We start from the raw sequence: 26,200 nt of genomic DNA, 5'->3' as shown, positions 1-26,200 counted from the left end.
CTTTACTTACCTCCTTTAACTTGTTTTTTCGGTTTGACAAAGCGTTCGATAAGGTAATGAACACTGACAAAGAAGATAATAGACGCTGTTACAATGCTGACAAGCTCAGACGGTACCTGCGCCGCATTCATACCAGGGGCTCCAACTTGGAGAACACCAAATAGGAAGGCTGCAAAGAGAATACCAATTGGTGAGTTGGCCGCAAGCAGACTAACTGCCATCCCGTTAAACCCGACAGCTAAGGATGATCCCTGAACATAAACATTCTGGAAGGTTCCCAGACCTTCAACAGCACCACCAAGACCTGCCAAGGCACCTGAAATAATCATTGATAGGATAATAGTCCGTTTTGAAGAAATACCAGCATATTCTGAAGCATGTGGATTAAGACCAACTGCACGGATTTCAAAACCAAGAGTTGTTTTCTTGAGCATGAACCAAATGACTGCAACGGCAATGAGAGCAAAGAAAATACCGATATTCATCCGCGAATTACCAGTCAACTCAGCCAACCAAGGTGTCTGATAGGTTGCATTAGCCCCAACACGAATCGTAGAATCTGTACTTTGCATGAAGTCTTTAGGAAAGGCATGGATAAAGGCATTTCCTACATACAAGACAATGTAGTTCATCATGATGGTTACGATAACCTCTGATGTCCCAAGATAGGCTCTAAGAATACCCGGAATCGCGCCGACAATCCCACCAGCAATCAAGGCAATCACGATAGTCGCTAAAATCATCAAGGGACGCGGCATATCTGGATGAGATAAGGCAAACCAACCACTGAGAATCCAGCCTGCCAAAGCCTGACCAGGAAGTCCGACGTTAAAGAAACCAGCACGACTGGCAACAGCAAAACCAAGACCAATCAAGATTAGAGGTCCCATAGCACGGAAGATTTCACCAATCCCACGCAGACTACCAAAGGCTGTATAGAACAATTCTTCGTAGCCCCAAATAGCATCATAACCGAAGATCCACATGACAATGGCTCCAAGTAAAATTCCTAGGAAGACAGAAATCAAGGGAACCGAAATTTGTTGTAATTTTTTAGACATCACTCTTCTCCTTTCCCAAGTTTCCACCAGCCATCAAGACACCAAGTTCTTGTTTATTGGTTGTTTCTGGTGATACAATACCTTGAATCTTACCATCGTGGATAACGGCAATACGGTCTGAGACGTTTAAAATCTCATCCAATTCAAAGCTGACAACAAGGACAGCCTTGCCATTATCACGCTCTTCAATCAAGCGCTTGTGGATATACTCAATGGCACCGACATCCAAACCACGAGTTGGCTGGCTGACGATAAGGAGATCAGGATCACGATCAATTTCACGAGCAATAATTGCTTTTTGTTGATTTCCTCCTGAGAGTGCAGCTGCAGGCACAAATTCACTGGCAGCACGAACATCAAATTCTTCCATTAGCTTTTTAGCATAAGAAGTAATATTTGAATAGTTCAAAATTCCATTTTTACTATGTGGTTCTTTATAGTAGGTTTGAAGGGCAATATTTTCAGATATCATCATTTCCAAAATCAAGCCATCACGGTGACGGTCTTCTGGAACGTGCCCAACACTTAGTTCTGTAATCTGCCGTGGGTGTAAGCCTACAATTGAATCTCCTTTTAGCTCAATGCTACCAGATTCAACCTTGCGAAGACCTGTAATTGCTTGAATCAGTTCAGACTGACCATTTCCATCAATCCCTGCAATACCAACAATCTCTCCAGCACGAACATCCAAGAACAGATTTTTTACAGCTGGGACACCGCGGTTTTCATTGACCACCAAGTCTTTAATAGACAAGACCACTTCTTTTGGTTGAGAAGCTTGCTTCTCTGTTTTAAAGGAAACAGAACGACCTACCATCATTTCTGCCAAATCAGCATTGGTAGCTCCTGCAATTTCGACGGTTTCAATTGATTTCCCACGACGGATAACTGTAACTCGGTCAGAAACTGCACGAATCTCATCCAACTTGTGGGTAATCAAGATAATTGATTTTCCTTCTTTGACAAGATTTTTCAAAATAGCCATCAACTCATCAATTTCTGATGGAGTCAAGACAGCCGTTGGTTCATCAAAGATAAGGATATCAGCTCCCCGATAAAGGGTTTTTAAAATTTCTACACGTTGTTGGGCTCCAACTGAGATGTCTGCTACCTTGGCAGAAGGGTCAACAGCTAAGCCATAACGTTCAGAAAGAGCCTTGATTTCTTTGCTAGCTCCAGCAATATCTAGCACACCATTTTTAGTCAATTCACTACCTAAAATGATGTTTTCAGCCACTGTGAAGGCTTCTACCAACATAAAGTGCTGGTGAACCATTCCGATTCCCAAGCTAGCTGCTTTAGATGGTGAATCGAGATTGACAACTTGACCGTTGACCACAATTTCACCACTGGTTGGTTCAAGAAGCCCTGCTAACATGTTCATGAGCGTGGACTTTCCAGCCCCATTTTCTCCTAAAAGTGCATGAATTTCACCTTTTCGTAAGTGCAGGTTGATTTTGTCGTTGGCAACAAATTCACCAAACACCTTGGTAATATCACGCATCTCAATGACATTTTCGTGTGCCATGTGCTCTTCCTTTCAGAGTCTTATTTTATTTCAATAAAACTTGCTAATTTCTCTAGTAGCAAGCTTTACTGAGACAAAATGACTTTGTCTCAACTCTTAAAAAGCGGCCGATGGCCGCTTCCTAAGAAATAACTTCCATCCATTATTTTGCAGGAACTTTTACGCTTCCATCAAGGATTTTAGCTTTTGCATCTTCAACAGCTTTTTTACCTTCTTCTGAAAGGTTTGTTACTGCCAAGTCAACCCCTTTATCTTTCAATGAGTAAACGATTACTTGACCGCCAGGGAACTCACCTTTTTCTGCTTTGTTAGAAATATCTTTTACAGTTGTGCCAACTTGTTTCAAAGTAGATACAAGAACAAAGTTTGATTCTTTACCATCTTTAGAAGTGTATTTACCTTCTACTTCTTGGTCACGGTCAACACCGATAACCCAAACTTTTTCACTTTCAGAACGGCTTTCATTGAGTGATTTTGCTTCTGCAAAGACACCTGCACCTGTACCACCAGCTACTTGGTAAACAACGTCTGCACCAGCTGCATATTGTGCCGCTGCAATTGTTTTACCTTTGGCATTATCATTAAATGAACCAGCATAGTCAACTTGTACTTTTATAGATGAATCTACCGAGGCAACACCTGCCTTGAAACCAGCTTCAAAACGAGAGATAACTTCAGACTCCATACCACCTACAAAACCAACTTGTTTTGTCTTAGTTGTTTTAGCTGCTGCAACACCTGCGAGATAAGCAGATTCATTGTCAGCGAAAGTTACACTAGCAACATTCTTTTTATCTTTAATCACATCATCAATCAAAACATAGTTCAAATCAGTGTGCTCTTCTGCTGCATCTTTAACTGCATTGTGAAGGGCAAAACCAACACCGAAGATTAGGTTGTAGCTTCCAGCAGCTTGTTGCAAGTTGTTAGCGTAGTCAGCTTCACTTGTTGATTGGAAGTATGTGAAACCTTTATCTTTTGAAAGATTGTGTTCTTTACCCCAGTCTTGCAAACCTTCCCAAGCTGATTGGTTGAATGATTTGTCATCAACACCACCAGTATCAGTGACGATTGCTGCTTTTGTCTTCACATCAGAAGATGAAGCTGCGTTACGAGAAGAGCGGTTACCACATGCAGCAAGTCCAACTGCTGCTACTGCAACTAGACCAAGGCCTAGCCATTGTTTCTTGTTCATTACTGAACCTCCTAAATAAGATGTGCAACGATGTTGCAAGTATGGATTGGTTGGCCTCAAGGACCGTGCCACTCAGAGAGCGACTCAGACTAGTTTAAGTCTGTAAAAGAGTATGGAAGTAATTCCCCGACCGTCATCTCGACCGTCGATTTATCTTTTGCGACTAAGGTCACTTTTAGATCTTGTTCAAAAAATTCAGCCATCACTTGGCGACAAGCACCACATGGTGAAATTGGTTTTTCAGTCTGACCATAGACAATCAATTCTGAAAATTCTCTTTGACCTTCGGAAACTGCTTTAAAAATGGCTGTACGCTCTCCACAGTTAGTCAAAGAATAACTAGCATTCTCGATATTGACACCTGTATAAGTGCTACCATCTTTCGCCACTAAAACAGCTCCGACTGGAAAATGAGAATAGGGCACATAGGCTTTCTTGCTGGTTTCAATTGCTAGTTCAATCAACTCAGTAGTCGCCATCAGCCAATTCTCCTTTTAAAATGGCTACCCCAGCTGACGTTCCGATACGGGTCGCCCCTGCTTCCACAAAGGCAAGAGCATCTGCATAAGAACGAGCTCCACCAGCAGCCTTGACTCCCATATCAGGTCCAACTGTTTCACGCATTAATCTAACATCTGCTACCGTCGCACCACCAGTTGAAAAGCCAGTTGAAGTTTTTACGAAGTCAGCTCCCGCTTTTTGGGCCAATTGGCAGGCTACAACTTTTTCTTGGTCAGTCAGAAGGCAAGCTTCAATAATGACTTTCACTAACTTGTCACCACTTGCTTCCACTACTGCGCGAATATCCGACTCAACCAAATCAAGATTACCTGTTTTGAGAGCTCCAACATTGATCACCATATCAATCTCATCTGCACCATTTTGGATAGCTTCCTTGGTTTCAAAAGATTTCACAGTTGAAGTTGTTGCTCCCAAGGGGAAACCTACTACTGTGCAGACCTTGACATCTGTGTCTTCAAGCCCTTTTTTAGCATGTTCAACCCAGGTCGGATTGACGCAAACACTGGCAAAATCATACTCTCTAGCCTCAGACAGCAAACAATCAATTTGATTTTCTGTCGCATCTTGTTTTAAAAGCGTATGATCGATATATTTATTTAATTTCATCTTCGGATTCTCCTGCGGTTTATGAGATGATTTCTATAATTTCTCGTAAACTTTGCACGCTATCATTTATTTTAACATATTTTTGAAAATCTGTAACTAGCTGAGGAAAAATTTTCCCATTTGTGTATACTTTTGCAACAATTTCTCCCTTTTGAACGGAATCTCCAACTTTCTTTTCAAAAACAATTCCTGTTTCATAGTCCAAGGCATCAGACTTGACTGCACGGCCTGCCCCCAGTCTCATAGCATAAAGCCCAAATTCCATAGCTGGAAGAGCTGAAATGACACCCGTTTCCTGAGCAGGGATTTCCACCACATGGGTAACATTGACAGGACGATAGAGGTCTTCCAAGTCTCCACCTTGGGATTTGACCATCTCCTCAAACTTAGCCAGTGCTTGACCATTCTCAAGATGTTGGCGAACTTCTTCAACTGTCTTGTTTACATTTGCCAGGCCAAGCATAATTTGAGCCAATTCACAGATGAAGTGGGTAATATCCTGACGGCCTTGACCTTGTAAAATCTCCAATGCTTCAAGGATCTCCAGACGATTTCCAATCGCTCGTCCCAAGGGCTGACTCATATCCGTAATCACTGCTACCGTCTTTCGACCAACAGCCTTACCAAGATCCACCATGGTTTGAGCCAATTCGCGTGCCTCATCAACCGTCTTCATGAAAGCACCTTCTCCGACAGTCACGTCTAGCAAAATAGCATCCGCTCCTGCCGCAATTTTCTTGCTCATTACCGAACTCGCAATCAAAGGAATCGTGTCAACAGTTGCGGTCACATCACGGAGAGCGTAGAGAAGCTTATCCGCTTTGACCAGCTGATCTGATTGCCCAATGACAGATACTCCAATATCCTGCACTTGATTAATGAAATCCTCTTGACTACGTTCTACTTGATAACCCTTAATGGACTCCAATTTATCAATTGTTCCGCCTGTATGGCCGAGACCACGACCACTCATTTTTGCCACAGGCACACCGAAGCTAGCAACAAGGGGAGCCAAAATCAAGGTCACCTTGTCACCAACACCACCCGTAGAATGCTTGTCAACCTTAACCCCATCAATAGCTGATAAATCGAACTCTTGCCCTGTCTTGACCATCTTCATAGTTAGGTCAGAGATTTCTCGAGTCGTCATTCCTTTGAAATAAACAGCCATAGCAAAGGCAGACATCTGATAATCAGGGACAATTCCTGACACATAGCCTTCTACCAGCCATTCAATTTCACTCGAAGTCAGTTCTTGACCGTCTCGTTTTTTTTGGATTAAATCAACTGCTCTCATTCTTTCACACTTCTAAGGATGTAGTATCCCTTATCTTTTTTGACAATTTCACAATTGCCAAACACTTCTTCCATCTTAGACTTAGCGCTTGGGGCCCCTTGTTTTTTCTGGATAACAATTGTTAAATCTCCACCAGTTTCCAAAAAGGCTTTACTTTTCTCAATGATTTCATGAACCACTTGCTTGCCCGCACGGATAGGAGGATTGGAAATGACGTGGTCAAATGTGCCTTCAACTTGTTCATAGATGTTGGACTGGAAAATCGTCGCTTCTACTTTATTTCGTTCAGCATTTTGTCGCGCCAAATCCAAGGCACGATTATTAATATCGACCATGGTCGCCTGAACTCCATAAGCCTTAGCTAAGGACAAACCCAAAGGTCCGTAACCACAGCCTACATCAAGGACAGTTTCTCCTTGGTTGACCTCAAGACACTTGAGTAATAGTTGACTTCCAAAGTCAACCATTTTCTTGCTAAAAACACCCGCATCTGTCAAAAAGGTCATTTTTTCTCCCAACAAGTCCACTCTCAACTCATGAATGTCGTGAGCAGCGTCAGGATTTTCTGCATAATACATTTTACTCATGAAACTATTTTACCATAATTTAACGAAATATTAAATCGTTTCCAAGTAATTTGACAATACGATGTAGTTTGTCATTATTGTTTTAATCGAGAGAAACTTTTTCTATAAGATACTAGATGTTTTTAGTCCCAAAATATGCTATACTAAGATATCGAATCAGAAAGACAAACTTATGACCAACGAATTTTTACATTTTGAAAAAATCAGTCGCCAGACTTGGCAATCTTTACATCGGAAGACAACACCTCCTTTGACAGAAGAGGAATTAGAATCCATCAAGAGTTTTAATGACCAGATTAGCTTGCAGGATGTTACCGATGTCTATCTTCCCCTAGCCCATCTCATCCAGATTTACAAACGTACCAAGGATGATTTGGCCTTTTCAAAAGGAATTTTCCTTCAACGTGAAAGCAAAGCCCAGCCTTTTATCATTGGAGTTTCTGGGAGTGTTGCCGTTGGAAAATCCACAACCAGTCGCCTACTTCAAATCCTACTGTCCCGTACACTTACAGATGCTAGGGTTGAGTTGGTAACAACTGACGGCTTTCTCTATCCCAACCAGACCTTGATTGAACAAGGGATTTTAAATCGCAAGGGATTTCCTGAAAGCTACGATATGGAAGCTCTTCTCAACTTCTTGGACCGCATCAAAAACGGACAAGATGTAGATATTCCTGTCTATTCTCATGAAGTCTACGACATCGTACCTGAGCAAAAGCAAAGCATCAAAGCTGCTGATTTTGTGATTGTTGAGGGAATCAATGTCTTTCAAAATCCACAAAACGAGCGTCTCTACATTACTGACTTCTTTGACTTTCCAATCTACGTTGATGCTGCAGTGGATGACATCGAGAGTTGGTATCTCGATCGTTTCTTGAAAATGCTGAGCCTAGCCCAAAACGACCCTGATAGCTATTACTATCGCTTTACTCAAATGCCGATTGGAGAAGTGGAATCCTTTGCCCATCAGGTCTGGACTAGTATCAATCTCACAAATTTGCAAAATTATATTGAACCGACCAGAAATCGTGCGGAAGTGATTCTGCACAAAACAAAGAACCATGAAATTGATGAAATTTACTTAAAAAAATAATTTTCCCTTGTCAAAACGTAAGTTTTCAGATATAATAGTATAGTTAGTAAATATGGAGGTAAGAACATTGGCAAACATTAAATCAGCTATCAAACGCGCTGAATTGAACGTTAAACAAAACGAAAAGAACTCAGCTCAAAAATCAGCTATGCGTACTGCTATCAAAGCTTTCGAGGCAAACCCATCTGAAGAACTTTTCCGTGCTGCTAGCTCAGCTATCGATAAAGCAGAAACTAAAGGTTTGATTCACAAAAACAAAGCAAGCCGTGACAAAGCTCGTCTTTCAGCTAAACTTGCTAAATAAGAAACAGTCCATAGAGGCTGTTTTTTTGTCCCCAAATAGGAAAAGGTAGAAAATGAAAATCGCAATTATCGGATATTCTGGTGCTGGTAAGTCAACTCTAGCTGAAAAGTTGTCTCACTACTACTCCATTCCAAAACTTCATATGGACACACTCCAATTTCAACCTGGTTGGCAAGACAGTGACCGCGAATGGATGTTGACTGAGATGAAAAACTTTCTCACCAAGCATGAAGCTTGGGTCATTGATGGTAATTATTCTTGGTGCTATTACGAAGAAAGAATGAAAGAAGCTGACCAAATCATCTTTCTCAATTTTTCGCCATTGACCTGTCTCTTTCGAGCCTTTAAACGGTATCTCACATACCGAGGCAAGGTCAGAGAAAGTATGGCAGCTGGTTGTCAAGAACAATTTAATTGGGAGTTTATCAGATGGATTCTCTGGGATGGGCGGAGCAAATCCGCTAAGGAACGCTACAAGTGGGGTCAAGAAATCTATCCAGATAAAGTTGTCATCCTTAGGTCTCAAAAGGAGATAGATTACTTTTTAGTGACTCTCGAAAAAAAGAAGAAAAAACAGCGTGAATAACGTTAGTACTATTTTGGAAGACAAAGCTCCTTTTTGGGGGCTATTTTTCCAAAAGATTTTCTTCATTATTTACCAATCTATCCTATCTAAAACTCTGAATTCTATAGAAATGAAAAGGGACATTCACTGTCCCTTTTATCAATTTTTAGATTTTGAATATACAATAATCACAATCGCTAGGCCTCAAATCCTATTTACTTATTTGGAACAAGTATTAGGGAAGACGGGTATTATATTTCGCTTTAATAAATAATAGGTAATGGAATGAGTGTTATAACCTTAATCTGAAAAAATAAAGGTTTCAGCTACTAAAAATGTGCAAGAAAAGCTTGATTTCATAAACTTTATCAGCTTCGTTACTATAACCTAGCCCCCAGTCATACTTAGCCCCAAGTAATTTCCAATTGATAGCTGGCAAAGGGATGTCCCTCTTGATTTTGTAGTTGATAATCTAGCTCAATCTTTTGCCCATCAACTTCATAACGACTCGTTTGGATGATAAACTCCTGCATACCCATAGGTGTCGGAATATAGGCTAAACTATCACTATCCTTTAAAAAGCGCATAATGGTCTTGGGATTGGAAAATCGGTTCATCACAAGTTCTTGACCATGAAATTTAATCACTACTTTTTCCTTTTCCTCATTATAGAAAAGCAGGTAGCTATAATCTCCTTTTTCATGCACTTCAACATCATAAAGCTGATCAATCACTTCCAACTGCTCATCAAACTGAATCGTATTTCGCATCCGAATCTTCACATCAGGTCCTCTTTCTTGTCTCTTGTCCTACTATTTTACCAAAAACTCTGGCTTTTTGCTATAATGGTCATATGAACGAAAAAGTATTCCGTGACCCAGTTCACAACTACATCCATGTCAATAATCAAATCATCTATGACTTGATTAATACAAAAGAATTTCAGCGTTTGCGTCGTATCAAACAACTAGGAACTTCCAGTTATACCTTCCACGGTGGGGAGCACAGCCGCTTCTCCCACTGTCTAGGAGTCTATGAAATTGCACGACGCATCACAGAGATTTTCGAAGAAAAATATCCTGAGGAATGGAATCCTGCCGAGTCTCTCTTGACCATGACCGCTGCTCTTTTACACGACCTTGGGCATGGTGCCTACTCTCATACTTTTGAACATCTCTTTGATACAGACCATGAGGCCATTACTCAGGAGATTATCCAAAGTCCTGAAACGGAGATTCACCAAGTCCTGCTACAAGTAGCGCCAGACTTTCCAGAAAAGGTAGCCAGTGTTATTGATCATACCTATCCTAACAAGCAGGTCGTACAACTCATTTCTAGTCAGATTGATGCAGACCGCATGGACTATCTCTTGCGCGACTCCTATTTTACAGGAGCATCTTATGGAGAATTTGACCTGACTCGGATTCTTCGAGTCATTCGTCCTGTCGAAAATGGTATCGCCTTTCAGCGCAATGGCATGCACGCCATCGAAGACTACGTCCTCAGTCGCTACCAGATGTATATGCAGGTCTATTTCCACCCAGCAACACGGGCCATGGAAGTTCTCCTGCAGAATCTCCTCAAACGCGCCAAGGAACTCTATCCTAAAGACAAAGATTTCTTTGCACGAACATCTCCACATCTCCTGCCTTTCTTTGAAAAAAATGTGACCTTGTCTGACTATCTAGCTCTGGATGATGGTGTGATGAATACCTATTTCCAACTCTGGATGACCAGTCCTGACAAGATTCTCGCAGATTTGTCGCAACGCTTTGTCAACCGCAAGGTCTTTAAATCCATTACCTTTTCACAAGAAGATCAAGACCAGCTCGCTAGCATGAGAAAATTGGTTGAAGACATTGGCTTTGATCCCGACTACTATACTGCCATTCATAAGAACTTTGACCTCCCTTATGATATCTATCGTCCCGAATCTGAAAATCCACGGACACAGATTGAGATTTTACAAAAAAATGGAGAACTGGCTGAACTCTCTAGCCTGTCTCCTATCGTCCAATCCCTTGCTGGTAGTCGCCACGGAGACAATCGCTTCTATTTCCCGAAAGAAATGTTAGACCAAAACAGCATCTTCGCAAGCATCACCCAGCAATTTTTACACTTGATTGAGAACGATCATTTTACCCCAAATAAAAACTAGAAGAGGAAATTTATGAGTATTAAACTAATTGCCGTTGATATCGACGGAACCCTAGTCAATAGCCAAAAGGAAATCACTCCTAAAGTCTTTTCTGCCATCCAAGATGCCAAACAAGCTGGTGTCAAAGTCGTAATTGCAACTGGCCGCCCTATCGCAGGTGTTGCCAAACTTCTGGACGACTTGCAGTTGAGAGACGAGGGTGACTATGTGGTGACCTTCAACGGTGCCCTTGTCCAAGAAACTGCTACTGGACATGAGATTATCAGCGAATCCTTAACCTATGAGGATTATCTGGATATGGAATTCCTCAGTCGTAAGCTCGGTGTTCACATGCATGCTATTACTAAGGATGGTATCTACACTGCAAATCGCAATATCGGAAAATACACTGTGCACGAATCAACCCTCGTCAGCATGCCTATCTTCTACCGCACCCCTGAAGAAATGGCTGACAAGGAAATCGTTAAATGTATGTTCATCGATGAACCTGAGATTCTCGATGCTGCCATTGAAAAAATCCCAGCAGAATTTTACGAACGCTACTCCATCAACAAATCGGCTCCTTTCTACCTCGAACTCCTTAAAAAGAATGTAGATAAGGGTTCAGCCATCACTCACTTAGCTGAAAAACTAGGATTGACCAAAGATGAAACCATGGCGATCGGTGACGAAGAAAATGACCGTGCCATGCTGGAAGTCGTTGGCAATCCAGTTGTCATGGAAAATGGAAATCCAGAAATCAAAAAAATCGCCAAATACATAACTAAATCTAACGATGAATCCGGCGTTGCCCATGCCATCCGTACATGGGTACTGTAAAAGGGTATGAATAGACGAAAACCGCTCAGCTGAGCGGTTTTTTCCAAATCAAGAATTTTCTATACCATCATTTTTTTAAATGATCAAGGCAGGTAACTCACTATGAAATAAGCTAAATTACCAATCACTTGATGATCCACCAGCATCAAAACCACCACCTGACCAATCACTTGATGATCCACCAGCATCAAAACCACCACCTGACCAATCATCACTCGACCAATCATCACTCGACCAAGGCGATGAGGAATCACTACTACTCTCATTATGATACTCATCTGAATTTTTAATATGGTAAGCTGTTAATGCTTTTTGTGACCAAGAACCATCATTTATAAAATCTTTATCATCAGGGTATAATTTATCCTTACCATAATAGAATTTATTAGATCTCCGTTTCCTACCCGAAACCCTACCTTCTGTAAGAAAAAGTACCACAAAAGAAATCATAAAAATTACACCGAAATGATCAAGAATTTCTACTACTAGTTCCCATATAGCTTTAGGGACTTCATAAAAATAATTTCTCTCTACTACAGGTGCATCAGCTAAGTCATAATCTTGATTGGATATGTTTTGGATTATATCAATCACAGCTCCATCATAGTCTTTGGCTCGCATCTTATCACGAGAGGCATCTAAGATTTCCCTAGCTTTTGTATCAGTCAATATAGTAGCTAGGTTATTAGAAGTCTCAATACGAAACTTTCTATCTTTTATAGCAATCAATAATAATGCACCCTTATTTGAATCCGAATAGCCAATTTTCCAAGATCTGGCAATCGTATTGGCTGACTTTTCTATAGATTCACTATTCAAACTCTCAACAATATAAATACCAATTTGAGTATCCGATTTACCATTTAATTCTATTATTTTATCTGAAACAACCTCTGATAAATAATGGTTTGGATCATAAATACCATTAGAAGGCCTATCTGGTATCACTAGATCTGCGTGAGTTGGTCCAATGAAAAATAACAGGATTGTAAAAAAAGAAATTAGTATTAAAGCAAATTTTTTTATCATAAAAATAGAATCTTTCTTAAAGTGAGTATTAAAAAGAACAAGTAATAATAATCCTTCTCCAAAGCTTAGATTGTAATACTTAATTCTATCCTATTAGAACGATAGAAACCCGATTAGAAAAGTATATATACTTTCTACTATTATACCACACCTCCGTTTTCATCTGAAATGGTTTTCATTTTTGGACAAGAAAAAACACTGACCATTCAGTGCTTTTTGATTGATTTACTGCCCCCTGCAGGAATCGAACCTGCAACTACTCCTTAGGAGGGAGTTGTTATATCCATTGAACTAAGGGAGCTAGATAAAAACTCTGCTGAAGAAGCAGAGTTTTTTAGTCGAATTAACGACGGATTTCTTTGATACGAGCTGCTTTACCTTGAAGAGCACGCAAGTAGTACAATTTCGCACGACGTACTTTACCGTAACGAACAACTTCGATTTTTTCAACACGTGGAGTGTGGATTGGGAAGATACGCTCAACACCTACACCGTTAGAGATTTTACGAACTGTGTAGTTTTCTGAGATACCAGCACCTTTACGTGCGATAACAACACCTTCAAAAATCTGGATACGTTCACGGTTACCTTCGACAACTTTCGCGTGTACACGAACAGTGTCACCAGGACGGAATGATGGGATATCAGTACGAAGTTGACCTTCAGTCAAGCTTTGGATTAATGGATTCATTTTATTCTCCTATCTTTGTCAATCTTGAGGAATCTTCCTCAGCGGATAAACTGTATTTTTGTGCGTCCATTACACACAAGATACAGTTTACCAAATTTCCACAAAAAAGTAAAGAAATTTACAACAGAATTCCTAAAAAAATCGCAACTAAACCACCTAGGTAGGTCAAAGTCAGGTAAGAATAAAATATCTTCTTATCACTTAGCAGTCTTTGCAGTTCATCATTCAAGGTCGAAAAAGTTGTCAAACCTCCACAAAAACCCGTCGCTAAAATAGCATAAACTTCCTTAGATTCCACATGATTATAGAAAAGTCCAATCAAAAAACAACCTAAAAGATTGGCTATCAGCGTTCCGAGTGGCAATTTAGAAGCTTGATTATAGCGGGAAAAGAAATACCGTACGAGTGCTCCTAAGCCACAAGCAATTACAAGATAGACCATTACCATTTCTTCCTCCCTAAATAGTAAGCTAAAAGCAGTCCTCCACCGATGCTCAAAAGCAAATACAGGACTAAACTAAGGTAACGCCCTGTATCCAGTAATTTTACAGCATCAAGCATTAGACTAGAAAAGGTTGTCAAACCACCACAAAAACCTGTACCCAGTGCTAAAATAACACCTTTATTTGTCCCCTTATAGACCAGATAGCCCTTGACAAGATAAACCAGGCAGAAAATTCCCAGATAGTTGACAAAGAGAGTTCCCCAAGGAAAATCTGGACTGGCTGGTAACCAAGTGGAAACTAGATAGCGAACAAGTCCGCCCAACATAGCAGCTAGAAAAATTCCTAGCGGATAAAATTGCTCTTTTTTCATTTGATATTTTGATCCTGATAATCACGCGAACGTTTGAGTATATCCGAAAAAGTCGCGACAATAGTTTCCTGATAGCGCTTATCTCCTACACGACTTCTAACCTTTTCAAAAATAACTTCTTCTCTCTTAGTATCTAAAATCGGTTTCCCTGAAGCCTTCTTATAAGCAACAACCCCTTCAACTAAATGCATTCTTTCTTCTAACAGTTTGACAATTTGGTCGTCGATTTGATCAATTTCTTGACGAATAATATCTAAATCCATACAGTCTCCTCCTTTATTTGAATTATTGTATCAAAAAGCCACCAAATAGGCTAGTAAAATCCCAAGTCATGATAAGAAAAATGCACTGATTGATTGCATCAGTGCACTTTTATGATTATCCTACTTTAGCAGCCAATTCTTCTGCGAATTGTTCTAAGCGTTCAATATCTTCCTCCTCGGCAGAAAGATCAACTTTAACACACTCTGAACCTTTTTCTGCTCCTGTCGCTACAAAAACGCGGTCAAAGTCATCGACAGCCTTACAGAATTCATCGTAGAAGGTATCTCCTGATCCGACCACTCCGTAGATTTTGCCATTCAAGTTGAGGTCAGCTAGGTCTTCGTAGAAGTCCATCATCTCATCTGGCAATTCTCCATCGCCATAAGTATAGGTCGCAACGATAGCGATGTCTGCTTCCAAGAAGTCTGAAGCGTCAACAGTTGTACATTCATCAACATCGACATCCAAGCCCAAGTCACGTAATTTGTCTGCTACAATATCTGCAATTTCTTCGGTATTACCGGTCATACTGGCAAATACAATTTTTGCTAATGCCATATCGTCCTCCTCAATTTATCTTTCTCCATTATATCACATCTTTTTCATTTTAAAAATAAAAATTCTTGTGCTACAATGAAATGAGAAAGAATTGAGGTTATTTATGGACATTTGCCATCAAATTTTAGAAAAAATCAAAGAATACGACACGATTATCATTCATCGTCATATGAAACCAGACCCTGATGCCTTAGGAAGTCAGGTGGGCTTGAAAGCTCTTCTCAAACATCATTTCCCAGAAAAAACTATTAAAGCCGTAGGTTTTAATGAACCAACTTTGACCTGGATGGCGGAGATGGATCTTGTTGAAGATAGTGTCTACCAAGGGGCACTTGTCATCGTCTGTGATACGGCTAATACTGCTCGTATCGATGATAAACGCTATAGTCAAGGTGATTTTCTCATTAAGATTGACCACCATCCAAATGATGATGTATATGGTGATCTATCTTGGGTGGATACTAGTTCAAGCAGCGCTAGTGAGATGATTACCCTATTTGCTGAAACAACCCATCTGGCCTTGTCAGATCAAGCTGCTGAGTTGCTCTTTGCAGGAATCGTTGGTGATACAGGTCGTTTCCTCTACCCTTCTACCACTGCACGGACTCTTCGCCTGGCTGCCTTTCTGAGAGAACATAACTTTGACTTTGCGTCTCTCACTCGCAAAATGGACACTATGAGCTACAAAATTGCTAAACTACAGGGCTACATCTACGACCATCTGGAAGTGGATGAAAATGGTGCAGCGCGCGTTATCCTGAGTCAAGAAGTCTTGAAACAATTCAATGTTACCGATGCTGAAACTGCCGCTATTGTTGGAGCACCTGGACGCATTGACAGTGTTAGTCTCTGGGGAATTTTTGTAGAACAGGCTGATGGCCACTACCGTGTTCGCTTACGCAGTAAAATCCATCCTATCAATGAAATTGCCAAGGAACATGATGGAGGAGGCCACCCTCTAGCAAGCGGTGCTAATTCCTATAGCCTAGAGGAAAACGAAATCATATACCAAAAGTTAAAAAACTTGCTTAAAAACTGATAAAATACTTGCCAAACATTTCATAATCTGATAGACTAGTATGGTAACAATCTATGGCTCGCAAAGAGACCATGGCAGAAAGGAAATATTGCAAAATGAAAAAAGATATCCATCCAGAATATCGCCCAGTTGTCTTCATGGACACAACTACTGGTTACCAATTCCTTAGCGGTTCAACAAAACGCTCTAACGAAACAGTTGAGTTCGAAGGCGAAACTTACCCATTGATCCGTGTGGAAATTTCATCAGACTCACACCCATTCTACACTGGACGTCAAAAGTTCACTCAAGCAGATGGACGCGTGGATCGTTTCAACAAAAAATACGGTCTCAAATAATGATAAAAAAGAACAGTTTCGACTGTTCTTTTTTACTTCTTTTCATAAGTCAACCACTACTATTATCTCTTTATCAATTCTCAAGCTGATGCCGAGACCTGATTTAAACGAATTTAAAAAATATCGAAAAGCAGCTTGATATTGAGAATGGTCAAGATGATTGAAACTAGGTAGCCAAGGATTGTATTCCACTTAGCATTGGTAAATTCTCCCATCACTGACTTCTTAGAGGTCAGATAGATTAAGGGGAAGATTGAAAACGGAAGAGCGATGGAAAGAAAGACCTGTGAATAGACCAACAACTGATCCAAGGTTTTTTCTTGATGTCCAAATAAGACAGCGACTATGATCACAGGAATCAAAGCAAAAATACGTGTACCGATACGGATGATCCACTGAGGCAATTTCATATGCAAGAAACCTTCCATGACAATCTGTCCTGTCAAGGTACCTGTGATAGTAGAATTTTGACCACTTGCTAAGAGGGCTAGAGCAAATAAGGTTGACAGAGTTGAGCTAGCTATTGCTCCTGCTATTGTCGAATCCTGTAAAGCATTGTACATTTGAGAGAATGCTGAAATTTCAGACGCATGACCAAAAAAGAGCGATGCTCCTAAAATGAGAAGCAAGGAATTGACAACAAAGGCTAGGGATAACTGAAGATTTGAGTCCCAGGTCATAAAACGTACAGCTTTTCGAACATCCTTTGTATCCTTATGGTTGATTTTCCTTGTTTGAGATAGGGATGAATGAAGATAAAGATTATGGGGCATGACTGTCGCTCCTACGATCCCTAAAGCCAAAGTCAGTTGACTCTCATGCCCTGGCAGGGGACTTTCAAACAAAGCCGAAGTTGGTAAATAACCACCAAAGATCCCCTGCATACTTGGATTAGATAAAGCCACCAGATAAGAAAATATTCCTAATATGGTTAAGATAAGGGTTGTAACAATAGCTTCAATCTTCTTGAAGCCAAATTTCATCAACAAAAGCAAAAGAAATACATCTAAAACCGTTAGGAGGATAGCCATCATAATCGGTATTTTAAGCAAAAGATTCAAGGCAATCGCTGAACCTAAAACCTCAGCCAAGTCTGTCGCCATTAAAGCTAATTCTAAAATCACCCACAGACTATAGCGGAGCCACTTGGGAGCATGATGAGCTGTTGCCTGCGCTAAATCCATCCTAGTCACGATACCGAGCTTTCCAGCCATCTGTTGTAACTGCATAGCAATAATGGAGGAAATCAAAATAACAAATAGGAGGCTATACTTGTAGGAGGCACCACCAACCACACTGGTAATCCAATTTCCAGGATCCATATAACCAACTGCTACAAGAGCTCCAGGCCCTAAAAATGCTTTTAGATTTTGCCAAAAATGATTATTATTGGGAGTTTCAATAGATTGATTGATCTCAGAAAGAGAGAACTTTTTGTAAGAAGACATAGGAATATTCGCTTTCTAATCAAGTCTTTACCTAGTTTATTAATGGAGTTTTGAAAATAAAATGAAAATAGTTTACCTATTTCCAATTTATTCTTATTATATCACATTTTGGAACGATTCTTAAAGAAAGCATGATAGTTGAAATAAGCAACACCAGTATTGCAAAAGCCAGCGTCAGAAAACGCTGGCTTTAAAACTGTGAAAAATTTTCTCAACTAGATTGCTTCTGTGACAAAACTACGACTTTCCAATACTTTAAGCATGGCGTTAGCTGTATCTAGGGCTGTGAAGAGGGGCACCCCGTGTTCAATGGCTGAACGTCGGATTTGCTCTCCATCTTCGTCAGCAGTTCGTTTTGTTCCTACTGTATTAATGATAGCTTGAATTCTTCCTTTACGAACAAAGCTTGGAATATCCTTATCGTCATCACCAATCTTACCAACAGGTTGGGCTTGCAATCCATGACTAGCAAAGAAGGCTGCTGTCCCTTCTGTCGCGAGGATTCCATAGCCAATATTTTGGAAACGACGAGCCAAGTCCAAGGCTTCTTCTTTGGCATCATCAGCGATAGTAAAGACAACATTACCAAAGGTTGGCAAGTGTAGGTAAGAAGCTTCAAAGGCTTTATATAGAGCTTTTTCCAAAGTCGTATCAGAACCCATAACTTCCCCTGTTGACTTCATTTCAGGACCAAGTAAGCTGTCTACCTTAGCTAGTTTGGTAAAGGAGAAGACAGGTGCCTTGATATGAACTCGAGTGCTTTCAGGGTAAAGTCCATCTTGGTAGCCAAGTTCTTCAAGTTTTTGACCAAGAATGAGCTTGGTTGCTACTTGAGCCATAGGGATATTGGTCACTTTAGAAAGAAATGGAACCGTACGGCTGGCACGTGGATTGACCTCAATAACGTAGACTTTTTCATCCTTGATAACAAACTGGATGTTCATCATTCCAAGGCAGTTAAGACCGATTGCTAGGCGTTTAGTATAGTCTGCGATTGTTTCTTGCACCTTTTGCGACAAGGTTTGTGGTGGGTAAACGGCCATTGAGTCACCTGAGTGGACACCGGCACGTTCGATATGCTCCATAATACCAGGGATGAGAACATTTTCCCCGTCTGAGATGGCATCAACTTCGCACTCTTGCCCAACGATGTAAGAGTCAACAAGAACTGGGTGGTCTGGACTAGCCTTAACAGCAGTTCGCATGTAAGAACGAAGGTCTTCTTCGTTTTCAACGATTTCCATGGCACGTCCACCAAGTACATAAGATGGGCGGACAAGAACTGGGAAGCCAATCTTGCGAGCTGCAAGCACTGCTTCTTCTTCATTGGTAGCCGTTTGTCCTGGTGGCTGTGGAATATCCAAATCTTTTAGAGCTTGCTCGAAGAGGTCACGGTCTTCCGCACGGTCTAGGTCAGCTACTTGAGTACCAAGAATAGTCACACCTGCTTTAGCCAATGGCTCAGCTAGGTTGATAGCTGTTTGACCACCGAACTGAACAATAACACCTTTTGGTTGCTCCAAATCGATGACATTCATCACATCTTCAAAAGTCAATGGTTCAAAGTAGAGTTTATCAGATACAGAGAAGTCTGTTGAAACTGTCTCCGGGTTTGAGTTCATAATGATGGCTTCGTAGCCAGCAGCCTGAATTGCCTTAACAGAGTGAACTGTTGCGTAGTCAAACTCTACCCCTTGACCGATACGGATTGGACCAGAACCTAGAACTAGTACAGATTCCTTATCAGACTTGATAGATTCATTTTCCCATCCATAGGTTGAATAGAAATATGGCGTTTCAGAGTCGAACTCTGCCGCACAAGTATCGACCATCTTGTAGACTGGGACAATCTTGTTTTCCAAACGAAGCTGGCGAACTTGGTCAGCTGTCGTTTTCCAGAGCTCAGCAACCTTACGGTCTGAAAATCCATTCAATTTTGCAGTTTTCAAAACTTCAAGATCTTGTGGATGGGCACCCAACTCCTGCTCAATTTCAAAGATATGTAGGAGTTTATCGAGATAAAAGATATCGATTTTTGTAAGTTCTGCAATTTCTTCTGGTGTGTAACCACGGCGAATAGCTTCTGACACATAGAAGAGACGGTCATCTTGGGCTTTGACTACTTTTTCAATCAAGGAATCATCAGAAACTGCTGCAAGTTCAGGCATTTCATTGTGATGCACCCCAATTTCAAGGGAGCGGCAAGCCTTAAGAAGAGATTCTTCAATGTTACGACCGATTGCCATGACTTCTCCAGTGGCCTTCATCTGGGTACCAAGACGGCGCTCACCTTTTTCAAACTTGTCAAATGGGAAACGAGGAATCTTGGCAACCACGTAGTCAAGGGCTGGTTCAAACATGGCATAGGTTGAACCTGTAACTGGGTTGATGACCTCATCTAAAGTCAAACCAACTGCAATCTTAGCAGCTAACTTAGCAATCGGATAACCTGTCGCCTTAGAAGCAAGGGCTGAAGAACGCGATACACGTGGGTTTACTTCGATGACATAGTACTTGAAGCTGTGTGGATCAAGAGCTAGCTGAACGTTACATCCACCTTCAATTTTGAGGGCACGAATGATGCTCAAGCTCGCATCACGTAGCATTTGGTTTTCATAGTCGGACATGGTTTGAGCAGGGGCAAATACAATAGAATCTCCTGTGTGAATCCCAACTGGGTCAAAGTTTTCCATGTTACAAACAACGAGGGCATTGTCAGCTGAGTCACGCATAACTTCGTATTCGATTTCCTTGAAGCCTGCGATTGAACGCTCAATCAAACATTGGGTAACAGGTGACAATTTCAACCCGTTTTCAGCGATTTCACGCAATTCTTCCTCGTTGGCACACATACCACCACCAGTACCACCAAGTGTAAAGGCTGGACGGACAATGACTGGGTAGCCAATTGTTGCTGCAAAGGCAACTGCTTCTTCGACTGTGTTGACAATTTCAGACTCTGGAATTGGTTGGTTCAATTCTTCCATCAATTGTTTAAAGAGGTCACGGTCCTCGGCTTGGTCAATGGCAGACAATTTAGTCCCAAGAAGTTCTACTCCCAATTCATCTAAGATACCGTTTTTAGACAATTCCATGGCCATATTGAGTCCTGTCTGGCCACCAAGAGTTGGAAGCAAGGCATCTGGACGTTCCTTACGAAGAATACGTGTCACAAACTCAAGTGTAATCGGTTCGATGTAAACCTTGTCCGCAATCTCCTTGTCCGTCATGATGGTGGCAGGGTTTGAGTTAACCAAAACAACCTCATAACCTTCCTCTTTCAACGACAAGCAGGCCTGGGTCCCAGCGTAGTCAAACTCAGCAGCCTGACCAATAATAATCGGACCAGAACCAATCACCATAATTTTTTGAATATCAGTACGTTTAGGCATAGTTTATGATACAAAGCCCGTAAAGAACACAATAAAAATAGGAAACTCGGTGCAGACGCCTTCAGCGTCAAGACGATGTTTATCTTTTTCACACAGTTCTTAGGGCGTGTTCACTTCCGCGAACAATGTATCTTCTCCTTTCTATTCGTCGCCTCTCAGGGCGACATTAAATAAGATACAAAGGACGAATAGAAAGCGATTGAATTTTAGGAAACCAAAGAAGGATTGACAATCCAAATTGGTTTCTCTAAATTCCGAGCTTTCCGTCCGTGTTCAGTTACATAAATTCTCCGACGAGCTTTTACTCGTTCTTAGTTTGATTGTTTAAAAGCTTCCATCATCTCGATAAACTCATCAAATAGGTAGCTAGCGTCGTGTGGACCAGGGGCTGCATCTGGATGGTATTGAACAGAGAAAGCAGGTTGATATCTGTGACGCACACCTTCAACTGACTTGTCATTGATTTCTTCGTGGGTGATAATCAAGTGTTCTGGCAAATCCTCACGGCTGACTGCATAACCATGGTTCTGACTTGTAAAATCCACACGTCCTGTAGCAATTTCACGTACCGCATGGTTAAATCCACGGTGACCAAACTTCATCTTGTAGGTCTTAGCACCATTTGCCATTGCAAAGAGTTGGTGCCCCATACAGATACCAAAGATTGGAATTTTTCCTTGCACACCACGAATCATATCCAGTGCCTGTGGAACATCTTCTGGGTTACCTGGACCGTTTGACAACATAACTCCGTCAGGATTGAGATGGAGAATTTCTTCAGCCGTTGTCGAATACGGAACAACCGTCACATTACAGTTGCGTTTAGAAAGTTCACGTAGAATTGAGTGTTTGAGACCAAAGTCCACTAGCACCACGCTCAAACCAACTCCTGGAGCTGGATAGGATGTTTTAGTAGAAACCTGCTTGATATTGTCTGTCGGCAAGACTGTCGCTTGGAGCTGGTCAGTTACATGGTCCATGCTGTCCCCAACATGGGTCAAGGTTGCACGCATGGTACCATGCTTACGGATAATCTTGGTAAGTGCACGCGTATCAATACCTGAGATACCTGGTATTTTCTTGGCTTTCAAGAATTCATCCAAGGTCATTTGGTTGCGCCAGTTGCTTGCTCTACGTGCTTCTTCAAAAACAACGACTCCCTTACAAGTTGGAATGATGGATTCGTAATCATCACGGTTGATTCCATAATTTCCTACTAAAGGATAAGTAAAGGTCAAGATTTGTCCATTATAAGACTGGTCTGTAATGGATTCTTGGTAGCCAGTCATACCTGTATTAAAGACAATTTCACCTGTTACATCGATATCTGCTCCGAAGGCCTTGCCTTCAAAAACTGTGCCATCTTCTAATACTAGAAGTCTTTTTGTCATATTTTCACCTCTCGTGGACGCTCACTGGCGTCTTTTAACGTCTTGTGTTTTAGTTGGCGTTTCTACTCGCCAGTACGGATTCTAAGATTGCCATTCGAACAAAGACACCATTGGTCATTTGTTGGACAATCCGTGATTTTGGTGCTTCAACCAAGCGGTCTGCGATTTCTACATCACGGTTGACTGGAGCTGGATGCATAAGGATTGCTGTTTCTTTCAAACGGTCATAACGTTCTTGAGTCAAGCCATGTTGGGCATGGTAGTCCTCTTTTGAAAAGATAGCTCCACTATCATGACGTTCATGTTGCACACGGAGAAACATCATGACATCCACCTGATCAATGATTTCATCAATGGTTGCAAACTGTCCATAGTCTGCAAACTCTTGACTTCTCCATTCCTCAGGTCCAGCAAAGTAAAGTTCAGCTCCCAAGCGTTTCAAAATCTGCATATTAGATTTGGCAACACGTGAGTGGTCCAAGTCACCTGCAATAGCAACCTTGAGTCCCTCAAAGTGACCAAATTCCTCATAAATGGTCATCAAATCCAGCAAGCTCTGGCTAGGGTGTTGTCCCGAACCATCTCCACCATTGATGATGGAAGTCGTAATCGTCGGACTAGCAATCAACTCTCTGTAGTAGTCGACCTCTGGGTGACGGATCACACAGACATCCACTCCTAAAGCAGACAGAGTCAAAATGGTATCATAAAGTGTCTCACCCTTATTGACTGAACTAGTCTTCACATCAAAGTCAAGTCGTTCCAGCCCCAGTTTAATCTCTGCGACTTCAAAGGACTTATGCGTCCGTGTAGAATCCTCAAAGAAAAGATTAGAAACAATCGAGTGGTTTTCATAGGGAAGCTGAGCTCCGTTTTTAAACTCAATTCCTCGCTTGATCAATTTCATCACTTGATCGACAGTGAGGTCTTCCATGGACACCACATGGTTCAATGCTTGTTGATTTTCTGACATGGCTACTCCTTTAGCTTTCTAAGCTTCTTCAGTAATCAGAACTCTGTCTTGGCCATCAAGTTCTGCCATCTCTACGATGATTTCTTCAGAACGACTGGTTGGGATATTCTTTCCAACGTAATCTGGACGGATTGGCAATTCTCTATGTCCACGATCGACTAGAACTGCTAAACTCACGCGCGCAGGACGGCCATGACCTACAATATTGTCAATAGCAGCACGGATGGTACGACCTGTATAGAGCACATCATCCACCAAGATAACTTCGCGGTCTGTCACATCGACAGAAACCAAAGAAGTATCTTCTCCACTTTTAACATCATCACGGAAAGGTTTGGTATCCAATTCTACAACAGGAACTGAAAGATTTTCTAGCTGTTCCAAACGTTCTTGGATTCGGTGGGCGATAAAGACACCGCGAGTTTTAATACCAGCCAAGACGATTTTATTCAAATCTTTGTTGCGTTCGATAATCTCATAAGTAATACGCGTAATCGCTCGTTTGACGGTCAATTCGTCTACAACTTCTTTTGCCTTCATGACAAACCTCCAAAAAGAAAAGTCTCCTTAAACAAGGAGACTTGAAATGTATAGCCAAGCGAGCCCTACTGCAAACAGTATAGACTTCACCTTACTACTTAATCGTTCTCCTTGCCTGCCTCACGGGACAGGTTTAAAGGAATATTTAGTTATCAAATACTATAGCACAAAGCATGCTTAAAATCAAGCAAAAACTTTTGAAACCCCATCTTATAAATTGCTAAAATCATATAACTGTGGGTACTGGTCACACTCTGGATTTTTAGGATGACAAATAGCTCTTCCAAAATAAATCATGGCCTGATGGGCAGCTAACCACTGCTCCGGTGGCAAGATATCCATGACCCGCTTTTCCACCTCAAGTGGTGTCGCTGATTTTTTGACAATATCGTGGTGTTTGCAAATACGCTCCACATGAGTATCCACTGCAAAAGCTGGAATCCCAAAGCCCACACTCATGACAACATTGGCTGTCTTGCGACCAACACCTGCCAAACTCTCTAATTCCTCTCGTGTCTGAGGGACTTGACCATCAAAATCATCTAGTAACTGTTGGGCACATTTTTTAAGGAATTTAGCCTTATTTCGATACAATCCCAGGCGAGAAATGTGTGAAGCAATCTCACCCTCTGTCGCAACAGACATGGCTTGTGGCGTTGGAAAGGCAGCAAAGAGACCCGGTGTGGCCTTATTTACCGCTGCATCCGTTGTCTGAGCTGACAACATGACCGCAACCAAGAGTTCAAAATGATTGGTAAAATCAAGACTGGGCTTGGCATCTGGAAACAGAGCAATGATTTCTTCTAGCACCTTTCGTGCGCGTTTTTTTGACAAGACCATTATTCGTCTCCATCAAATAGTCCTTGTAGGCCAGCAAAAGGACTGTTTTCTTCTTTCTTAACTGCTTGTTGGGCTTGGTATTCTTCTTCTGTCATGATTTGCCAGTCATTTCCTGACACAAATCCTTGACCAGCTTTTTCTTCAGCCGTCAAGACCTTGATAGGAATGTTGAGAAGGATATTATCTGATACGCTCTCAGCAAGGTCAAGTTCTCCATTTTCGATAGGTAGGACCAAATCATCGTCTAAAACTTCTTGATCTAGCTGGTTGGTTGCTCCTTCCATGAAAACTTCCGTTACTGGATAAGATTCAACTAGCTCAACTGCTTCCATACTGCGACTTGAAGCAAGAACAATGGTATAAGATAGTTGATAATCTAAGAAATACATACGGTCTTCGTACTGTACTTTCCCAACCGCAAGGATATCTTTTACATCTAAAATTTCTTGATTGCGTGCACGCAGGTCTGCGGCTAGGTCTAAGGTTTGTTCAAAATGCAAGCCTTCAGTCTGCTTACGAATTTCTTGAATATTTAATTTCATACTTCCTCCATAAAGATTTACTCTCTTGATTATACCATGAAAAGGCTACAAATCAGCACGGCAAACTTTATAATTAAAATTCGATTCTTTAACATATTTACTATGACATTTTTGTTTTTTAGTGCTATACTATAGGCAATAATACATCAGAGCAAGGAGGATGCTCACATGGAAGACAAAGAACTTATTACTAATGCAACCCAACTCCTATCCGAGTTAAATAAAAGTTTCCAAAGCTGCAAACAGGGTACGGCAGATGATATTCGACTGCAAGAGCTGCTAAATACTACTCTGCAAGAGCTCAAAAAAGCGGAAAAGTTGAACAACAGTATCTTAATAGACCTTGAGAAATTTTACCAACGTACCAGTCTTCTGATTGGTCTTGGTAGCCTAAAACTAAACGATCAAGCACGTATCGCTTGGCGCAACTATGACAAGTTCCATTACGAGCATGTCAAACACGTACTAACTCTCTATGGACCTGTTTTTGGATTCTAGAGATTAGAATTGTCGGTTTTCTGTTGACAAAATATCCTGAAAGGTATAGGATAGAGGTACTAATACTCGGAGGTAAGGGAGACATGAACAACTAAGTCTATCAAGT

The 26,200-nt window shown here is 41.2% G+C and carries 29 protein-coding genes and 1 tRNA gene; 8 read left to right on the top strand and 22 right to left on the bottom strand.

Going from position 1 to position 26,200, the window contains the following annotated elements:
• Window positions 1–2 precede the first annotated feature (2 nt).
• The 7 genes from CBI42_RS08210 to CBI42_RS08180 all read right to left on the bottom strand — a co-directional run bounded on the left by CBI42_RS08210 (window position 3) and on the right by CBI42_RS08180 (window position 6,796).
• Window positions 3–1,061 carry an ABC transporter permease gene (locus CBI42_RS08210; RefSeq protein ID WP_094753728.1) on the bottom strand — a complete coding sequence of 353 codons (1,059 nt, stop codon included), beginning with the start codon at window positions 1,059–1,061 and terminating at the stop codon, window positions 3–5.
• Window positions 1,054–2,589 (bottom strand): ABC transporter ATP-binding protein, encoded by a 1,536-nt coding sequence (locus CBI42_RS08205; RefSeq protein WP_094753727.1) that lies wholly within the window; start codon window positions 2,587–2,589, stop codon window positions 1,054–1,056. The genes CBI42_RS08210 and CBI42_RS08205 overlap by 8 nt, the downstream gene beginning before the upstream one ends.
• 142 nt (window positions 2,590–2,731) lie before the next feature.
• Window positions 2,732–3,784 carry a BMP family lipoprotein gene (locus CBI42_RS08200; protein WP_094753726.1) on the bottom strand — a complete coding sequence of 351 codons (1,053 nt, stop codon included), beginning with the start codon at window positions 3,782–3,784 and terminating at the stop codon, window positions 2,732–2,734.
• Window positions 3,785–3,873: 89 nt separating this feature from the next.
• Entirely contained in the window at window positions 3,874–4,263 is a 390-nt protein-coding gene (locus tag CBI42_RS08195; protein WP_094753725.1) for a cytidine deaminase, read from the bottom strand.
• Complete coding sequence (deoC, locus tag CBI42_RS08190) at window positions 4,250–4,912, bottom strand: deoxyribose-phosphate aldolase (protein WP_094753724.1); 663 nt, start codon at window positions 4,910–4,912, stop codon at window positions 4,250–4,252. The genes CBI42_RS08195 and deoC overlap by 14 nt, the downstream gene beginning before the upstream one ends.
• A gap of 19 nt (window positions 4,913–4,931) precedes the next feature.
• A complete protein-coding gene (locus CBI42_RS08185; protein WP_094753723.1) occupies window positions 4,932–6,209 on the bottom strand; it encodes a pyrimidine-nucleoside phosphorylase in 1,278 nt (425 codons plus the stop codon).
• Entirely contained in the window at window positions 6,206–6,796 is a 591-nt protein-coding gene (locus CBI42_RS08180; RefSeq protein WP_094753722.1) for a class I SAM-dependent methyltransferase, read from the bottom strand. Before CBI42_RS08180 ends, CBI42_RS08185 begins: the two co-directional genes overlap by 4 nt.
• 172 nt (window positions 6,797–6,968) lie before the next feature.
• Between CBI42_RS08180 and coaA the strand changes: the two genes are divergently transcribed.
• The 3 genes from coaA to CBI42_RS08165 all read left to right on the top strand — a co-directional run bounded on the left by coaA (window position 6,969) and on the right by CBI42_RS08165 (window position 8,779).
• Window positions 6,969–7,889, top strand: coding sequence for a type I pantothenate kinase (gene coaA / locus CBI42_RS08175; RefSeq protein WP_094753721.1), 921 nt, complete (start codon window positions 6,969–6,971; stop codon window positions 7,887–7,889).
• 67 nt (window positions 7,890–7,956) lie between these two features.
• Complete coding sequence (gene rpsT / locus CBI42_RS08170) at window positions 7,957–8,193, top strand: 30S ribosomal protein S20 (protein ID WP_001274000.1); 237 nt, start codon at window positions 7,957–7,959, stop codon at window positions 8,191–8,193.
• A gap of 52 nt (window positions 8,194–8,245) precedes the next feature.
• Window positions 8,246–8,779, top strand: a complete 534-nt coding sequence (locus CBI42_RS08165) for a DNA topology modulation protein (RefSeq protein WP_094753720.1) — start codon at window positions 8,246–8,248, stop codon at window positions 8,777–8,779.
• A gap of 383 nt (window positions 8,780–9,162) precedes the next feature.
• Here the strand turns inward: CBI42_RS08165 and CBI42_RS08155 are convergent, their stop codons facing one another.
• Entirely contained in the window at window positions 9,163–9,540 is a 378-nt protein-coding gene (locus CBI42_RS08155; RefSeq protein WP_094753718.1) for a DUF1934 domain-containing protein, read from the bottom strand.
• Between the two features lie 71 nt (window positions 9,541–9,611).
• Between CBI42_RS08155 and CBI42_RS08150 the strand changes: the two genes are divergently transcribed.
• Together CBI42_RS08150 and yidA are read left to right on the top strand one after the other, a co-directional pair.
• Window positions 9,612–10,916 (top strand): HD domain-containing protein, encoded by a 1,305-nt coding sequence (locus tag CBI42_RS08150; RefSeq protein WP_049491559.1) that lies wholly within the window; start codon window positions 9,612–9,614, stop codon window positions 10,914–10,916.
• Window positions 10,917–10,928: 12 nt separating this feature from the next.
• Window positions 10,929–11,735: a sugar-phosphatase gene (gene yidA, locus CBI42_RS08145; protein ID WP_061589984.1), complete on the top strand. Its 807-nt coding sequence runs from the start codon at window positions 10,929–10,931 to the stop codon at window positions 11,733–11,735.
• A gap of 117 nt (window positions 11,736–11,852) precedes the next feature.
• Here yidA and CBI42_RS08140 read toward each other — a convergent pair whose 3' ends face one another.
• From CBI42_RS08140 to CBI42_RS08110, 7 genes are all read right to left on the bottom strand, one after another.
• The gene (locus CBI42_RS08140; RefSeq protein WP_080702870.1) at window positions 11,853–12,764 is read right to left on the bottom strand and encodes a TPM domain-containing protein; all 912 of its coding nucleotides are present in this window, start codon (window positions 12,762–12,764) and stop codon (window positions 11,853–11,855) included.
• 229 nt (window positions 12,765–12,993) lie between these two features.
• A tRNA-Arg gene (locus CBI42_RS08135) sits at window positions 12,994–13,065 on the bottom strand.
• A 42-nt stretch (window positions 13,066–13,107) separates the two neighbouring features.
• Window positions 13,108–13,455 (bottom strand): 50S ribosomal protein L19, encoded by a 348-nt coding sequence (rplS, locus tag CBI42_RS08130; RefSeq protein ID WP_001068669.1) that lies wholly within the window; start codon window positions 13,453–13,455, stop codon window positions 13,108–13,110.
• Window positions 13,456–13,573: 118 nt separating this feature from the next.
• Window positions 13,574–13,903, bottom strand: coding sequence for a fluoride efflux transporter CrcB (gene crcB / locus CBI42_RS08125; RefSeq protein ID WP_084947141.1), 330 nt, complete (start codon window positions 13,901–13,903; stop codon window positions 13,574–13,576).
• Window positions 13,897–14,271 (bottom strand): fluoride efflux transporter CrcB, encoded by a 375-nt coding sequence (gene crcB, locus CBI42_RS08120; protein ID WP_084947143.1) that lies wholly within the window; start codon window positions 14,269–14,271, stop codon window positions 13,897–13,899. The genes crcB (CBI42_RS08125) and crcB (CBI42_RS08120) overlap by 7 nt, the downstream gene beginning before the upstream one ends.
• Window positions 14,268–14,534 carry a chorismate mutase gene (locus tag CBI42_RS08115; RefSeq protein WP_078238390.1) on the bottom strand — a complete coding sequence of 89 codons (267 nt, stop codon included), beginning with the start codon at window positions 14,532–14,534 and terminating at the stop codon, window positions 14,268–14,270. The genes crcB (CBI42_RS08120) and CBI42_RS08115 overlap by 4 nt, the downstream gene beginning before the upstream one ends.
• Window positions 14,535–14,649: 115 nt before the next feature.
• Window positions 14,650–15,093 (bottom strand): flavodoxin, encoded by a 444-nt coding sequence (locus CBI42_RS08110; protein ID WP_001162125.1) that lies wholly within the window; start codon window positions 15,091–15,093, stop codon window positions 14,650–14,652.
• A gap of 103 nt (window positions 15,094–15,196) precedes the next feature.
• Here CBI42_RS08110 and CBI42_RS08105 point away from each other — a divergent pair, with 103 nt between their 5' ends.
• The gene (locus CBI42_RS08105) at window positions 15,197–16,132 is read left to right on the top strand and encodes a DHH family phosphoesterase (protein WP_094753717.1); all 936 of its coding nucleotides are present in this window, start codon (window positions 15,197–15,199) and stop codon (window positions 16,130–16,132) included.
• 95 nt (window positions 16,133–16,227) lie between these two features.
• Entirely contained in the window at window positions 16,228–16,470 is a 243-nt protein-coding gene (locus CBI42_RS08100) for a type B 50S ribosomal protein L31 (RefSeq protein ID WP_000710764.1), read from the top strand.
• 113 nt (window positions 16,471–16,583) lie between these two features.
• Here the strand turns inward: CBI42_RS08100 and CBI42_RS08095 are convergent, their stop codons facing one another.
• The 7 genes from CBI42_RS08095 to CBI42_RS08065 all read right to left on the bottom strand — a co-directional run bounded on the left by CBI42_RS08095 (window position 16,584) and on the right by CBI42_RS08065 (window position 25,596).
• Window positions 16,584–17,918 (bottom strand): Nramp family divalent metal transporter, encoded by a 1,335-nt coding sequence (locus CBI42_RS08095; protein WP_094753716.1) that lies wholly within the window; start codon window positions 17,916–17,918, stop codon window positions 16,584–16,586.
• Between the two features lie 215 nt (window positions 17,919–18,133).
• Window positions 18,134–21,310 carry a carbamoyl-phosphate synthase large subunit gene (carB, locus tag CBI42_RS08090; RefSeq protein WP_094753715.1) on the bottom strand — a complete coding sequence of 1,059 codons (3,177 nt, stop codon included), beginning with the start codon at window positions 21,308–21,310 and terminating at the stop codon, window positions 18,134–18,136.
• A 311-nt stretch (window positions 21,311–21,621) separates the two neighbouring features.
• The gene (locus CBI42_RS08085; protein ID WP_000166853.1) at window positions 21,622–22,701 is read right to left on the bottom strand and encodes a carbamoyl phosphate synthase small subunit; all 1,080 of its coding nucleotides are present in this window, start codon (window positions 22,699–22,701) and stop codon (window positions 21,622–21,624) included.
• A gap of 49 nt (window positions 22,702–22,750) precedes the next feature.
• Window positions 22,751–23,674, bottom strand: coding sequence for an aspartate carbamoyltransferase catalytic subunit (locus tag CBI42_RS08080; RefSeq protein WP_042751428.1), 924 nt, complete (start codon window positions 23,672–23,674; stop codon window positions 22,751–22,753).
• An 18-nt stretch (window positions 23,675–23,692) separates the two neighbouring features.
• Window positions 23,693–24,214 carry a bifunctional pyr operon transcriptional regulator/uracil phosphoribosyltransferase PyrR gene (gene pyrR, locus CBI42_RS08075; RefSeq protein ID WP_000644747.1) on the bottom strand — a complete coding sequence of 174 codons (522 nt, stop codon included), beginning with the start codon at window positions 24,212–24,214 and terminating at the stop codon, window positions 23,693–23,695.
• 210 nt (window positions 24,215–24,424) lie between these two features.
• Window positions 24,425–25,054 carry an endonuclease III gene (gene nth, locus CBI42_RS08070; protein WP_033681985.1) on the bottom strand — a complete coding sequence of 210 codons (630 nt, stop codon included), beginning with the start codon at window positions 25,052–25,054 and terminating at the stop codon, window positions 24,425–24,427.
• Window positions 25,054–25,596 carry a YceD family protein gene (locus CBI42_RS08065; RefSeq protein WP_094753714.1) on the bottom strand — a complete coding sequence of 181 codons (543 nt, stop codon included), beginning with the start codon at window positions 25,594–25,596 and terminating at the stop codon, window positions 25,054–25,056. Before CBI42_RS08065 ends, nth begins: the two co-directional genes overlap by 1 nt.
• A gap of 168 nt (window positions 25,597–25,764) precedes the next feature.
• Between CBI42_RS08065 and CBI42_RS08060 the strand changes: the two genes are divergently transcribed.
• Window positions 25,765–26,094 (top strand): helicase BlpT, encoded by a 330-nt coding sequence (locus tag CBI42_RS08060; RefSeq protein WP_094753713.1) that lies wholly within the window; start codon window positions 25,765–25,767, stop codon window positions 26,092–26,094.
• The last annotated feature ends 106 nt before the right edge of the window (window positions 26,095–26,200 follow it).

Origin of the sequence: Streptococcus sp. KR (assembly GCF_002238115.1) — a bacterium.
Lineage (GTDB): Bacteria > Bacillota > Bacilli > Lactobacillales > Streptococcaceae > Streptococcus.
Note: the sequence above shows the minus strand (reverse complement) of the source record. Positions and strands in the feature narration are given on the sequence as shown.